We start from the raw sequence: 14215 nt of genomic DNA, 5'->3' as shown, positions 1-14215 counted from the left end.
ACATGGCGCACTTATACAAGATAGACAGCCCGGGGGCTTGGATGAGCGATATTGACAGTTTCATTGATGAGGTCACCGAAGAGGTGCGCCGCGACCGGATCTATCTGTTGCTGCGCCGCTGGGGCTGGGTGGGTGTCGTCGCCGTCGTGTTGATCGTAGGCGGTGCCGCTTTTAATGAATACCGCAAGGCGCGGGACACGGCGCAAGCTCAGCAATTGGGTGACACCATTCTTGCTGCGTTGTCCGAAAATGACCCGGCTGCAAGGGCTGCTGGTCTTGCGCAGGCAGAGGCGATGTCACCGGGTGGGAAAGCCGTGCTGGATATGTTGCTGTCCGCGTCACAGGTCGAATCCGGATCCCGAGAGGACGCGGTCAATAGCCTGAACGCGGTGGCCGTTCAGGGCGACCTGCCCGAGATTTACCGCGCGATAGCAAGCTTCAAATCGCTGCTTTTGCAGGGTGACACCTTGCCTGCCGCTGACCGGCGCCAGCAGTTCGAGGCGTTGGCATCCCCCGGAGCTCCTCTGCGGTTGCTGGCCGAAGAACAGTTGGCCCTGATTGACGTGGCCGATGGCAATGTCGATGCTGCGCTGGACCGGTTGCAGGCGCTGCGGCAGGATGCCGAGGTGGGTATCGACCTGCAACAGCGCGCCGCGCAAATGATCATTGCTTTGGGTGGGGAACCTGAACCATTGGTGGCGCAGCAAGGCTGACCAGGCGGGACAAAAGACTTAACGACAGGCGAGTTCGGAGTATCATGGTAAAAAGATTTTTTTCCCGCACGGGAATGCCTTTTGCGGCGTTGGCCCTGACCGCATTGGCGGCCTGTGAGCCGCCCGAAGCCATTCTGCCCGGTGAACGCGAGGATATTCGCCCTGTTTCAGATCTTGAAACGGTCGAAAAGCGCGGCTCGCAACCGATCAGCCTGCCGGGGCAACAGGTCAACGCCAGCTGGTCCCAAAGTCCGGGAACGCCCGCGTACCGGACCACGCATGCCGCCTTGCGCGCGACGCCACAGCGGATCTGGTCTGTTTCGATTGGGCAGGGTGACTCGCGCAAGCAGCGCATTACCGCCGAGCCGGTGGTTGCGGGAGGATTGATTTTTACACTGGATTCGGGGGCGACCGTTTCAGCGGTCACACCGCAGGGGCAGTTGGCATGGGAGACCGACCTGATCCCGCCAAGTGATGGCGACTCGGATGCAACAGGTGGTGGTTTGGCTTATGCCGACGGCGTCCTTTATGTGTCGTCAGGGTTCGGTCGGCTGACCGCGTTGGACGCCAAAACAGGCGCTGTGCGCTGGCAAAAACGCTTGGAAGCGACTGGCAGCGGCGCACCGCTGGTGAACGACGGGCTGTTATACGTTGTGGCCGGAGACGAAACCGGCTGGGCTGTAAACACCAAGGACGGACGCATAGCCTGGCAATTCGAAGGCACACCAAGCGTCGGGAACGTTCTGGGTGCGCCTGCGCCTGCAATAGCGTCTGATCTGGCCGTATTTGCCTTTGGCTCGGGCGACGTGGCCGCCACATTCCGCCGCGGCGGTATCCGTCGATGGAACGCGTCTGTGGCGGGGGGGCGTCGCGGGCGCGCTGCGGCACAAATCGTCGATGTGACCGGCGGTCCGATGGTTGTTGGCAACAGTATCTACATCGGCAATCACTCGGGCCGGACCGTCGCATTTGATGCCGCTTCCGGCGAGCGCCAGTGGACGGCGGATGAAGGTGCGGTCGATACAGTCTGGCCTGCGGGCAACAGCATTTTCCTGATCAGTGATCGCAGCCAGCTGGTGCGCCTGAACGCGGCGGACGGGTCTGTCATCTGGGCGCAGGACCTGCCGGGCTTTGTCAAGGACAAGCGTGGCCGCCGAGGACCGATCTTCGCGCACTACGGCCCAATTCTGGCCGGGGGTCGTATCGTGGTTGCGTCCAACGACGGGTATCTGCGGTTTTTCAATCCAGTTGACGGAACACTGGTACATCAGGCTGAAGTTCCCGGAGGCGCGACAGCATCCCCCGTTGTGGCCGGGCAGACGCTGTATGTTGTTTCGACCAAAGGTGATCTACACGCTTTCCGTTGACGGCAAGATGCGTTAAAGGGCGCAACTTGAGTCTTGAAAGTAGAGTATCATGTCGCTGACCCTCGCCATCGTGGGGCGCCCGAATGTGGGCAAATCCACATTGTTCAACCGCCTCGTGGGCAAACGTCTGGCCCTGGTCGACGACCAGCCTGGTGTGACGCGTGACTTGCGCGAGGGCGAAGGGCGTCTGGGCGATCTGCGCTTTACCGTAATCGACACGGCCGGGCTTGAAGACGCGACAGATGACAGTTTGCAGGGCCGGATGCGCCGCCTGACCGAGCGCGCCGTGGACATGGCCGATGTCTGCCTGTTCATGATCGACGCGCGGGTCGGGCTGACGCCCACGGATGAGATGTTTGCAGAAATCCTGCGCAAGCGGTCCAAGCACGTGATCCTTGCGGCCAACAAGGCTGAAGGCAGCGCAGCGGATGCCGGGGTGCTCGAGGCATACAATCTGGGTCTGGGTGAACCGGTGCGCATGTCGGGTGAACATGGCGAGGGGATGACCGACCTTTATGCTCAGCTGATGCCATTGGCGGATGCAGCCGAGGAAAAGCAGGTCGAAGAAGCCCCGGAAATGGATATTGAGCTGGATGAAGACGGTGAGGGCGAAATGCCCCTGATCACCTCTGCCAAGCCTTTGCAAGTGGCCGTGGTTGGCCGTCCGAATGCGGGCAAGTCCACGCTGATCAACAAGATCATCGGCGAAGACCGCCTGTTGACGGGACCTGAGGCCGGGATCACCCGTGACGCTATCAGCCTGCGGATCGATTGGGCCGACCCGGATGGAGAAAGCACTCCGATGCGGATCTTTGACACGGCAGGAATGCGCAAGAAAGCAAAGGTACAGGAAAAGCTGGAAAAGCTTTCCGTGTCAGACGGTCTGCGCGCGGTGAAGTTCGCCGAGGTTGTCGTCGTACTGCTGGACGCGGCCATTCCGTTTGAACAACAGGACCTGAGAATTGCCGACTTGGCCGAACGTGAAGGCCGGGCTGTTGTTGTTGCTGTAAACAAGTGGGACGTCGAGGAAAACAAGCAGGAAAAGCTGCGGGAGCTGAAAGATGCCTTCGATCGCTTGCTGCCGCAGCTGCGCGGTGCCCCTCTGGTTACCGTCTCGGCGAAAACGGGCCGCGGGCTGGAGAGATTGCGCGCCGCCATCTTGCGCGCCCATGATGTCTGGAACCGCCGTGTGCCAACCGCGGCGTTGAACCGGTGGCTGACTGCCATGCTGGAACAACACCCGCCGCCGGCCCCGCAGGGCCGCCGCATCAAGCTGCGCTATATGACCCAGGCGAAAACGCGGCCGCCGGGTTTTGTTGTGATGTGTTCCCATCCCGATAAGATGCCCGAAAGCTATACCCGCTATCTGGTCAACGGGTTGCGTCAGGACTTTGACATGCCTGGCACCCCAATCCGTCTGACGCTGCGCGGGCAGGGCGACAAGAACCCGTATAAGGGGCGGCGCAAGAAAAATGCGGGCGCATTGGCCAAGCATCTCAAGGGCCGCGCGTAACTGCGCCAATTTTCAGCATCTTACCTCACGGGGGCGTGACAGTTTCTGTTCTCCGCGCTAGCATTCATGCGTGTGCATTTGTTTGGGCACGCACTGCTTGCACGCGGACTAGCCGCACCTAGATTTGAACAGAAAACTGAACGGCCATCGTAAGGAGACGGCTGGATGGATTTGAGGGAATATACAAGACATTACGCGGTGCAGGACAACAGATTGGCCGCGGCAAGTTATTTTGGCACATTTGCGGTGTATTTCGTGTCGCTGACCGTTGCGATCACCTTTGTTGATCGATGGTACATCATGATACCCGCCGGGATCGTGTTCGCCTTTGCCGCAGTACGGCTTTATGTGCTGCAACATGATTGCGGGCATCACTCTCTGTTTGAAACACGGATTCAAAACGAATGGGCAGGGCATGGCCTGTCTCCCTTCACTTTCGCCCCGTTCGAGGTGATGAAGCAGAACCACAATCTGCACCATGCGGGCATCGGAAATCTTGAGCACCGCGAGACAGGTGAAATTCACACGATGACCCTGCGAGAGTGGAATGCAGCTGATTGGAAAACACGTTTGTTTTACCGGCTGTATCGCAATCCGTTCATCCTGGTTCCGGCCGGCGCGTTGTTCACCTATTTCATCCGATACCGCTGGCCCAAGAATACGGCGCGTTTTGGCGCCAAAGGTGTGGTGTTGCACAACCTGTCGATCGTTGTTTTTCTTGGATTGTTGTATCTGATCGCGGGTATGACGGGCATTTGGGTCTGGCTGGTGTTTTCCTTTTTGGGTGGAATGCTGGGCGTCTTCCTCGTTTATCTTCAGCACAATTTCGAAGACACCTATTGGGATCGCCGCCCTGACCTGAATCCTCAGACAGCAGCGCTTGAGGGGTCATCCGCGCTGGATTTCGGATGGTGGTTCGATATGGCTGTGGCTTGCATCACGTTGCATGACATCCACCATTTCAACGCGCGTATCCCATCATATCGCCTGCGTGCCTGCCACTATAACCTGCCGCCGGAATATACCCCCCGCCGGATCAAATTTCCCGAGGCCGTGGCAGCATTGAACCTGAAGCTATGGGACGAAAATGCTAAGCGCCTCGTACCCTTTCCGAGAGACAACCGAGCCGCTGGTCTTGCCCATAACTAAGCTGGCAGAACAGGGGCGACCACCACACAGCTTGCGGGTTCGTGTATCTTTTGTATATACGAGCCGGTAACGAGACAGAGAGAGGACCTATAATGACCGCAGTGACCGACTTAAAAGGTGTAGGAGAGGCGCTTGGCCAGGCCCTTGTTGCCAATGGCTTCAAGACGGCCGAGGCGATAGCCAAGGCCACTCCTGCTGATTTGGTCAAGGTCCCTCGGATCGGTGAGGCGCGCGCGTTGGTTTTAATTGCATCTGCCAAAGATGCCGTTGCTGCAAAACCGGCGGCTGCGAAACCGGCAACACGCCGAACTGCGGCCCGGACTCCGGCGGCGCGCAGACCGACCGAACGCAAAGCTGCGCCACGCAAAACAATCGCTGCAGCCGCAGTCGAGAAACGGGTCGAGGAAGCCGCACGCAAGGCGGCAGAAGAAAAAGCAGCCGCCGAAAAAGCCGAGGCTGCTGAAAAGAAAAAAGCCAAAGCCAAGGCTAAGGCCGAAAAAGCCGCGAAGAAGCGCAAAGAGATGGAAGCCGCTTTTTCAAAGGCCAAGGACAAGGTGAAAGCCAAATCCAAAAAGGACAAAAAGTCAAAAAAGGACGGAAAAAAGAAAGACGGTAAAAAAAGCGGAAAGAAGAACGACAAGAAAAAGGCGAAGAAGTAAAACCTCTTCGCCTTCAGTTGATGTCCTAACCGGTGCCTGACGGTGCCGGTTTTGTGTGTCAGGCCAAAGTACCGTCAAGTTGTAGGGTCAGCTTGCCGCCCAGATAGGGGCCAAGTACCTCGGGCAGCGAAACAGTGCCGTCTTCATTCTGACCATTCTCCAGAACTGCGATCAGGCAACGTCCGACAGCCAGGCCGGAACCGTTCAGAGTATGAACAAATTCGGGTTTGCCACCACTTTCAGGCCGGAAACGGGCATTCATCCGACGCGCCTGAAACGCACCTGTGGTCGAGACCGAGCTGATCTCGCGATAGGTGTCCTGACCGGGCAGCCACGCTTCGATGTCATAAGTGCGGCGCGCGCCAAAGCCCATATCACCGGTGCACAAAACAACAGTGCGATAGGGGACGCCCAACTGTTCCAGCAGATCCTCGGCGCAGCGCAACATGCGCTTTTGTTCGTCATCTGACGCGTCGGGATGGGTGATCGAGACCATCTCGACCTTTTCGAATTGGTGCTGGCGCAGCATTCCTGCAGTGTCCTTGCCCGCGCTTCCTGCCTCGGACCTGAAACAGACGGTATCGGCGGTCATACGGATGGGCAGGGCAGATTCTTCAAGAATGTCACCGGCCACTGAATAGGTCAGCGTGACCTCAGAGGTCGGGATCAGCCACCAGCCATTGGTCGTCTGATAGCTGTCGTCACCGAATTTAGGCAGTTTATCAGTGCCATACATCGCCTCATCCCGAACCAGAACCGGTGTCTGCATTTCTGTCAGCCCGTTCTTGTCGATATGTGTGTCCAACATGAACTGGGCCAGCGCACGGTGGAGCCGGGCAACCCCCTTGGACAGGTTCACAAACCGGCTGCCGCTGGTTTTGGCGGCGGTTTCGAAATCCATTGCGGCTGCGACGGCGGGAATGTCGTAGTGCTCTTTCGGTGCAAAGCTGAAATCGCGCGGGGTGCCCCAGCGGTTGACTTCGACATTGTCGTTTTCGTCCGCGCCTTGCGGCACGTCATCGGCGGGCAGGTTGGCAATGCGGGCCAGTTGATCGGTCAGCAAGGCATCCAGATCCTTGGCCTCGGTCTGCATCCGGGCGACTTCGGCCTTTTTCTCGGCGACCAGCGCGCGCAGGCGTTCGAATTCAGCCTCGTCGCCGCGCCCTTTGGCTGCACCGACTTCCTTGCTGGCCTTATTTTGTTCGGCCTGTGCGGTTTCGGCGGCCAGAATCTTGGCACGCCGGCTTTCGTCCAGCCTCAGCAGATCTGACGACACCGGCGCGTCCCCACGGCGCGCTAGGGCGGCGTCGAAAGCGGCAGGGTTTTCGCGAATGGCGCGGATGTCGTGCATGTCTCAGATCCTTGAATGCGTGAATCACTGAACCCGCTTATGCACCATCTGCGGGGCAGGGTGTAGCACCGGTTACGACTTATCAGCGTCTTCGTGGGTTTCATGCGCCAGATGGCCCTCCCATGCCCCGGCCGGTATTTTAGGCTCAGGCGGGTCAGCCACATAAGAAGGTGTCATGATCTGCACATTGTTTTCGTTAAATACCGCAACAATGTTTCGATGCAGGTCCGAACGGATTTTGGGAATGATGCTGCCACGGGTGGTATAGCCGTTGATCTGATAGTTGATCGCGTAATCGGCCAAGGCCGTCCACAGCACAAAAGGTTCGGGATTGGCCTTGATGCCCGAGGTGCGGTTGGCCGCCTCGATCAGCATCGCCTCTACCTTCTCAGGGGGTTCTTCGTAGCCGATACCAACGGTCGTGTGCAGCAACAGCCCGCTACCATCAGTTTTCTTCGAAAAGTTCACGACATCTGAATTCATCAGTTGTGCATTGGGGATTGAAATCAGCTCGTTCTTGATCGACTTCAGGTGGGTCTCCATCAGTTTGATCTGAACCACATCGCCGATATGGTCCCCGATCTGGATTCGGTCGCCGATCGAGGTAGACCTGCGGTAAATCACAAACAGCCCGGCCAGCATGTTGGACACGACTGAATTCGCGCCCAAAGACAGCATGGCGCCGACCAGAATGGTCAATCCCTGGAACGCGGCAGAACCTGAGCCCGGAATATAGGGAACCGCAAAAACCAGCGCGATCAGAATGACGGCGACACGGACAATGTTGAAGGTCGGGTTGACCCAGTGTTTTTCGAAATCGCCCATTTCGAATGAACCGGCTTCGACCGCATCAAAGAACACGCGCAGACCTTTGATGATATACAGCGTGACCCATGTGATCAGGCCCAGCATAATCAGATTGGGGATATAGCTGAGGATGCCCCGGAAGATAAGCAGCACCGGCTCGGTCAGATAGGTTAGCAGAAGCTGCGCGAAATATCGGGTTTCCGCAAAAGCCAAAAGAACAAAGGACAGGTAATAGTAGAAGCCGAGAAAGAAGATAACCAACAGCACGAAGTTCAGGCTATAGCGGATAAGCGCCGCGATTGCTTCGGCCTGAACGCTTTTGGCCGTCGCCGTTTCGACATCCTTTAAGTAGCGTTTTACCAGCTTCAACGTGCGCCGCCTGATCCGACGGTGTAGCCACAAGATAGTGACAACAAACAGGACAAATCCCAACGTCCAGGCAGCCGCTTCTATGGCACCGGAAACACGCGCCTGATCGGTTCGGTTGGCTCGGTACGCCTCGATGGACTGTTTGATCGCATTGCCATGCAAAACGCTCAGAACACTTAGTTCCATCTGATCCAGTTCAGCGTCAGCCTTGGTAACGATCGAGATTCTTTGACCATCGGCCAGAATCCAGATGCCAAACTGGGTCTCTTCATAGGTGATCTCGACCAAAGGTGCTTCCGACGCTTCCGCAACCGCAATGATCTTGTCCTGTACGCCCTCGGCGCGCTCCGGAGCAGGCAGGGCGCTTGATCCTCGCACCTGAAACAGAACGTCCCCGTCCACGATGACCGGAGCCATGAACGTGTCTGGTTCCGCCGTCTCGGTCAGGGCGGATTCCGCGGGTGCTTCCTGCGACAGGGCCGCACCGGACAGCCACACGGGCACCGACAGGGCAGTCAGTAAATAAAGCAACGAAAGGAAAGGCTTGAGCGGCCGTGTCATGTGTCCCCCTTCGGACAAACTATACCCGGTTTCGGTTATGTTCCTAGGGCATATCTGCAACGCTTTGCCCGTGGTTGCCGGGACATGCCAGTATTCAGGTGGGTTACATGACCGCCTTTGCTTGCAAACCGACATTTCAAAGCATAGGTTCCGCCCAAATTTGCGGAACTGTGCCGCAAGACTAGAACAAAGGAATATCCCATGGATGGTGGCGCAATCGCCCAGTTTCTCCCGCTGATCCTGATCTTCGCGATCATGTATTTCCTGCTGATCCGTCCGCAGCAAAAGAAGATGAAGGAACATCAGGCCATGGTTGATGCCGTGCGTCGGGGTGATCAGGTGATCACGCAAGGCGGCGTGATCGGCAAGGTATCGAAGGTCAAGGAAGGCGATAACGAGATCGAGGTCGAAATCGCCGAGGGCGTCAAGATTCGCGTGGTCAAATCGACCATCGCCCAGGTTCTGAACAAGACCGAGCCGGCGAAGTAAATTCGCGCGACAATTCCTTGAAAAGGCAGGGTAATGCTGCAATTTGATACCTGGAAGCGGGTTCTGATCTGGCTGGTCTGCGTGACCGGTCTGCTCATGGCCCTGCCAAACGCGTTTTACACGCGGGTCGAGCAATCCAACGACGCCAAGGCCGCGATCGAGCTGGGCAATGATACGCCGCAGATGCAAGCTGAAGCCGCGCAATGGCCGAACTGGCTGCCGTCATCCCTGGTCAATCTTGGCCTCGACCTGCGCGGCGGTGCGCATTTGCTGGCTGAAGTTCAGGTGCAGGACGTATACGAATCCCGGATGGAGGCGATGTGGCCGGAAATCCGCGACGCGCTGCGCGATGAACGTGCCACGGTGGGAACCATCCGCCGTCAGGACTCGGCCGCGGATGAGATTCGCGTGCGCATCAGCCAGCCCGAAGGAATGCCACAGGCGTTGGAGGTTGTTCGCGGTCTGGCCCGGCAGGTGCAGACCCTGACAGGTGTAGGTGCCACAGACATCGAAGCCCGCGCGGATGGCGACACGATTGTTGTTCAACTGTCCGAGGCAGAAAAACTGGCCTCGGATGACCGCACGGTGCGTCAGGCGCTGGAAATCATCCGCCGCCGGATCGACGAAGTCGGTACGCGAGAGCCCACAATCCAGCGTCAGGGGACGGATCGTATCCTGATTCAGGTGCCGGGTATCGGCAGCGCGGGCGAACTTAAGGAAATCATCGGAACAACGGCACAGTTGACGTTTAATCCGGTTGTCGGGCGCGGAACCGATCCGGATGCCGTCGCAGGCGTCGGTGAAAAAATCGTGCCGTCGATTGACGAAAACGAAGTTTATTACAACATCGAATCCGCTCCGGTCGTGACAGGAGAGGAACTGGTCGACGCCCAGCCGTCCTTCGATCAGAACGGCCGCCCTGCGGTCAACTTCCGGTTCAACACATCCGGTGCGCGCAAGTTCGGGGATTATACCCGTGACAATATCGGCGCACCCTTTGCCATCGTGCTGGATGACGAAGTGATTTCGGCCCCCGTGATCCAAAGCCATATCCCGGGCGGGTCGGGCATCATCACCGGAAACTTCACCGTTGAGGAAAGCACCAATCTGGCCGTCCTGCTGCGTGCCGGTGCTTTGCCTGCAGGGCTAGAATTCCTGGAAGAACGCACCATCGGCCCCGAACTGGGGCAGGACAGTATCGACGCAGGTAAAGTTGCCACAATCGTGGCCTTTGTCGCGGTGCTGGTATTCATGGCGCTCAGCTATGGCCTGTTCGGTGTCTTCGCCAATATCGCGCTGATCATCAACGTGGGCCTGTTGTTCGGCTTGCTGTCCCTGATCGGCGCAACACTGACACTGCCGGGGATTGCGGGGATCGTTCTGACGGTCGGTATGGCAGTGGATGCCAACGTGCTGATCTTTGAGCGCATCCGCGAAGAACTGAAATCCGCCAGAGGTCCGGCCCGCGCCATCGATCTGGGCTATGAAAAGGCGTTGTCGGCCATTCTGGACGCCAACATAACCACTTTCATCACCGCCGTTATCCTGTTTGCCATGGGCAGCGGCCCTGTGCGCGGGTTCGCGATCACTCTGGGCCTGGGTATCCTGACATCGGTCTTCACCGCGATCTTCGTGACGCGCCTGATGGTTGTCATGTGGTTCGAACGCCGCCGACCGAAAACGATCGAGGTTTGACATGAGACTGAAACTCGTACCGCAGAACACCTCGTTCGACTTCTTCAATCGTTGGAAAATCTGGCTTGGAATCTCCGGCCTGATGATGGTGATCGCGTTCACCTCATTTCTGCTGCAGGGGCTGAATTTCGGGATCGATTTCCGCGGTGGAACCACGATCCGGACCCAAAGCACGCAAGCAATCGACGTGGGTGTTTACCGCGATGCTTTGTCTCCGCTGCAACTGGGTGACGTCACCATCACCGAGATTTTTGATCCAAGCTTCGGTCCCAATGAAAATGTCGCGATGATCCGTATTCAGGCTCAGGAAGACGCCGAAGCGGTCACTTCAGACGTGATCACCCAGGTCGGCGAAGCGCTGGCTGCCGCAGACCCCGGACTAAAACTGCCCTTTGAAAGTGTCGAATCCGTTGGCCCGAAAGTGTCGGGCGAGTTGATCCAGACGGCTGTGATCGCGGTTGTCTTGGCCATTGGTGCCGTTCTTGTCTACATCTGGCTGCGCTTTGAATGGCAGTTTGCACTGGGGGCAGTTGCCGCATTGGTGCACGATGTGATCCTGACCATCGGCATCTTCTCGGAACTGCAAATCCGCTTCGATCTGGCGATCATCGCGGCGCTGCTGACCATCGTCGGCTATTCGCTGAACGACACGGTTGTCGTCTTCGACCGGGTGCGCGAGAATCTGCGGAAATACAAAAAGAAGGACCTCAAGGAGGTTCTGAACATCTCGATCAATGAGACCCTGAGCCGGACTGTCATGACCTCGGTTACTACGTTGCTGGCTTTGATCTCACTTTATGTTCTGGGTGGCGACGTCATCCGCGGCTTTGTCTTCGCGATGATCTGGGGTGTCGTTGTCGGGACCTATTCGTCGGTCTTCGTGGCTTCGACCATCCTGCTTTGGCTGGGGGTCAAGCGCGACTGGTCCAAACCGTCGAATACGGCGGGCAACCAGTTTGCCAATATTGATGCCTGAGGCTCTACAACAGGCCTTGGCTCTGCCGGGCCTCACTTGGCTGATCCTTACCATCGGAGCCGCGGGACTTGTCCGCGGCTTCACAGGTTTTGGCACCGCGATGATCTTTGTGCCGGTGGCGACCCAGTTCCTGCCAATAGCGGATGTGGTCTTTCTGATGGCTGCCACAGGTATTGCATCAACCTTTGCCTTGGCTCCGCAGGCGTGGCGGGATTGTGACAAGGTTGAGATCAGCACTCTGGGCTTTGCCGCAACGATAACCGTGCCGCTGGGGCTGTGGATCATGGTGCAGGTGGACTCGGTTGCGCTGCGCTGGGTTGTTTGCGGCATTACCGGTCTGACCCTGCTGGCCGTGGTTACTGGCTGGCGGTGGGAGGGGAAACTGGGGCTACCCGGACGTCTCGCCATCGGCGGCAGCGCAGGCGTTGTCGGCGGCATGACCGGGCTGACCGGCCCGGTTGTCATCGTGTTCTATCTGGCCAGTTCCACAGATGTGCGCAAGATTCGTGCCAACACCATCATTTTTCTGGCATTGCTCGACGTTGTCATCGTTTTCAACATCCTCATCAGCGGTGCCGCAGATTTGTCGATCCTATGGATTGTCCTGCTGCTGTGCGTGCCTTATCTGATCACTACGCTTATCGGCAAAGCATTGTTCGACCCGAAACTGGAACGGATCTACCGCCTCGCGGCCTATTCGGTCATCCTGATTGCGGTCATTTCCGGACTGCCGCTTCTGGATTGAAGAAGGGACATCATGCGTCTGAATCAGATTACTTTTACAGATGCCAAACCCATAGACGGTTATGGCCCCGGTTTTTTTCGAATTGGCGGCGATGTCTTCCACGGCGCTGTCCTGACAGGCCCGGCAGGCCCGGCAGAGTGGGGCGGCTATGACGACCGACACCCCCTTCTGGACCTGGCGGGCAGGATCGACGTCCTGCTTATCGGCACGGGCGCAGACATGGCCCACATCCCCCAATCGCTACGGGTTGAGTTGGAAAATGTCGGACTTGGTGTTGAAATCATGAACTCCCCCGCCGCCTGCCGCACTTACAATGTGCTGCTCGCCGAAGGTCGCCGCATCGCACTTGCCCTGATCCCTGTCTGATGGGATTCTCTTCATCTGGCCAAAAATATCCCGGGGAGTGTGAGGGGCTGGCCCCTCACTCCGACATGTGCCAGCTGTGGTGCGCTGGCATCCTGCGGCAAATCTCGCCTTTTGCCCCTGCGGACAATCCGCTAAGCGGGTCTCATGACTTTGACTGTAACAGATCTGTCGATCACTCGTGGCGGTGTTCCCGTCCTTGAGGGCCTCAGCTTTCAGCTGTCGCCGGGCAAGGCTCTGATCCTGCGGGGCCCAAACGGGATCGGCAAAACGACGCTTCTGCGCACGTTGGCTGGCTTGCAGCCTCCGCTGGAAGGCATGATCGAAGGGGCCGAGGACCGGATCGCCTACGCGTCCCATTCGGACGGGCTCAAACCGACATTGTCGGTGACTGAAAACCTGACATTCTGGGCAGCGGTCTTTGGTACATATGACATCCAGCCGGCGCTGGACGCTTTTGAGTTGAACGAACTCGCCGACCGTCACGCCGGCAATCTGTCGGCGGGCCAGAAACGGCGGTTGGGGCTGGCGCGGATGCTGGTCACAGGGCGGCCAATCTGGATGCTGGACGAGCCGACCGTCTCGCTGGACAGGAACGCGGTGCAAATGTTTGCCGATGCGGTGGGAGCACATCTGGGTCAGGGCGGGTCAGCCCTGATCGCGACCCATATCGACCTTGGCCTTGATGGCGAGGTTCTGGACGTCGGTCCTAACAAGGCCAAACCCAAACCCATCGACGATTTCGACGGAGGTTTCCTGTGATCGCCCTGTTGCTGCGCGACCTGAAACTGGCTTTCCGCGCAGGCGGCGGGTTTGGGCTGGGTCTGGCCTTTTTCCTGATCGTTACTGTGATGGTGCCATTTGCGGTGGGGCCGCAATCCTCGCTGCTGTCCACGATTGCGCCCGGTGTGCTCTGGCTGGGGGCCTTGCTGGCCTGCCTTCTGTCGCTTGACCGCCTGCTGGCACTGGACTGGGAAGACGGCTCGCTCGACCTGCTGGCCACGGCACCGCTGCCGCTGGAATCGGTTGTCACAGTCAAGGCGCTGGCCCACTGGCTGACCACTGGTCTGCCGCTGGTTCTGGCCGCGCCGTTTCTGGGTGTCTTGCTGAACCTGCCGCTACCGGGGTTTTTCTGGCTGGTGATCTCGCTCCTGATCGGTACCCCGGCCATGAGCGTCATCGGGACATTTGGTGCTGCGCTCACCGTTGGTCTGAAACGTGGCGGGCTATTGCTGTCGCTTCTGGTGTTGCCGCTTTACGTCCCCACCCTGATTTTCGGGGCCGAAGTTGCCCGGCGTGGAGCAACAGGGATGGAGGTGCAGACGCCACTGCTGATGCTGGCCGGGATCACGGCGGCAACCATCGCATTGTTGCCCTTTGCCAGCGCTGCCGTGCTACGTATCAATCTGCGGTGAACCGCGACAAGTTTGATGGATGTCAATTGAGAACCACCCCAAC

14 protein-coding genes are annotated in these 14215 nt (G+C 58.2%); 12 read left to right on the top strand and 2 right to left on the bottom strand.

All coding sequences use genetic code 11. The features are described from left to right. The first annotated feature begins 41 nt into the window (after positions 1–41). From ACR0LL_RS06750 to ACR0LL_RS06730, 5 genes are all read left to right on the top strand, one after another. Positions 42–713, top strand: coding sequence for a hypothetical protein (locus ACR0LL_RS06750; RefSeq protein ID WP_480480318.1), 672 nt, complete (start codon positions 42–44; stop codon positions 711–713). Positions 714–757: 44 nt separating this feature from the next. Beyond that, entirely contained in the window at positions 758–2080 is a 1323-nt protein-coding gene (locus ACR0LL_RS06745) for a PQQ-like beta-propeller repeat protein (protein ID WP_480584955.1), read from the top strand. A gap of 49 nt (positions 2081–2129) precedes the next feature. Continuing rightward, positions 2130–3593, top strand: coding sequence for a ribosome biogenesis GTPase Der (gene der, locus ACR0LL_RS06740; RefSeq protein ID WP_480584953.1), 1464 nt, complete (start codon positions 2130–2132; stop codon positions 3591–3593). 165 nt (positions 3594–3758) lie between these two features. Further along, positions 3759–4742, top strand: coding sequence for a fatty acid desaturase (locus tag ACR0LL_RS06735; protein WP_480584950.1), 984 nt, complete (start codon positions 3759–3761; stop codon positions 4740–4742). Positions 4743–4834: 92 nt separating this feature from the next. Beyond that, on the top strand, positions 4835–5401 hold the full coding sequence (locus ACR0LL_RS06730; RefSeq protein WP_480584948.1) for a helix-hairpin-helix domain-containing protein: 567 nt from the start codon (positions 4835–4837) through the stop codon (positions 5399–5401). Between the two features lie 58 nt (positions 5402–5459). Here ACR0LL_RS06730 and serS read toward each other — a convergent pair whose 3' ends face one another. Next, positions 5460–6752, bottom strand: a complete 1293-nt coding sequence (gene serS / locus ACR0LL_RS06725) for a serine--tRNA ligase (protein ID WP_480584945.1) — start codon at positions 6750–6752, stop codon at positions 5460–5462. Positions 6753–6824: 72 nt separating this feature from the next. Then, positions 6825–8489, bottom strand: a complete 1665-nt coding sequence (locus tag ACR0LL_RS06720; RefSeq protein ID WP_480584943.1) for a mechanosensitive ion channel family protein — start codon at positions 8487–8489, stop codon at positions 6825–6827. Positions 8490–8690: 201 nt separating this feature from the next. On the opposite strand from ACR0LL_RS06720, the gene yajC reads away from it, so the two are divergent. The 7 genes from yajC to ccmB all read left to right on the top strand — a co-directional run bounded on the left by yajC (position 8691) and on the right by ccmB (position 14172). Beyond that, a complete protein-coding gene (gene yajC / locus ACR0LL_RS06715) occupies positions 8691–8978 on the top strand; it encodes a preprotein translocase subunit YajC (protein WP_209503494.1) in 288 nt (95 codons plus the stop codon). 33 nt (positions 8979–9011) lie between these two features. Continuing rightward, on the top strand, positions 9012–10673 hold the full coding sequence (gene secD, locus ACR0LL_RS06710) for a protein translocase subunit SecD (RefSeq protein ID WP_480584940.1): 1662 nt from the start codon (positions 9012–9014) through the stop codon (positions 10671–10673). A 1-nt stretch (position 10674) separates the two neighbouring features. Beyond that, entirely contained in the window at positions 10675–11649 is a 975-nt protein-coding gene (secF, locus tag ACR0LL_RS06705) for a protein translocase subunit SecF (RefSeq protein WP_480584938.1), read from the top strand. Continuing rightward, entirely contained in the window at positions 11642–12394 is a 753-nt protein-coding gene (locus ACR0LL_RS06700) for a sulfite exporter TauE/SafE family protein (RefSeq protein WP_480584935.1), read from the top strand. The genes secF and ACR0LL_RS06700 overlap by 8 nt, the downstream gene beginning before the upstream one ends. A gap of 12 nt (positions 12395–12406) precedes the next feature. Continuing rightward, a complete protein-coding gene (locus ACR0LL_RS06695; protein WP_480480338.1) occupies positions 12407–12760 on the top strand; it encodes an Mth938-like domain-containing protein in 354 nt (117 codons plus the stop codon). Between the two features lie 144 nt (positions 12761–12904). Further along, positions 12905–13519, top strand: coding sequence for a heme ABC exporter ATP-binding protein CcmA (ccmA, locus tag ACR0LL_RS06690; RefSeq protein WP_480584932.1), 615 nt, complete (start codon positions 12905–12907; stop codon positions 13517–13519). Further along, the gene (ccmB, locus tag ACR0LL_RS06685) at positions 13516–14172 is read left to right on the top strand and encodes a heme exporter protein CcmB (RefSeq protein WP_480480342.1); all 657 of its coding nucleotides are present in this window, start codon (positions 13516–13518) and stop codon (positions 14170–14172) included. Before ccmA ends, ccmB begins: the two co-directional genes overlap by 4 nt. Positions 14173–14215: the final 43 nt, after the last annotated feature.

The sequence above is a fragment of the Ruegeria sp. AI2 genome, assembly GCF_056541275.1.
Note: the sequence above shows the minus strand (reverse complement) of the source record. Positions and strands in the feature narration are given on the sequence as shown.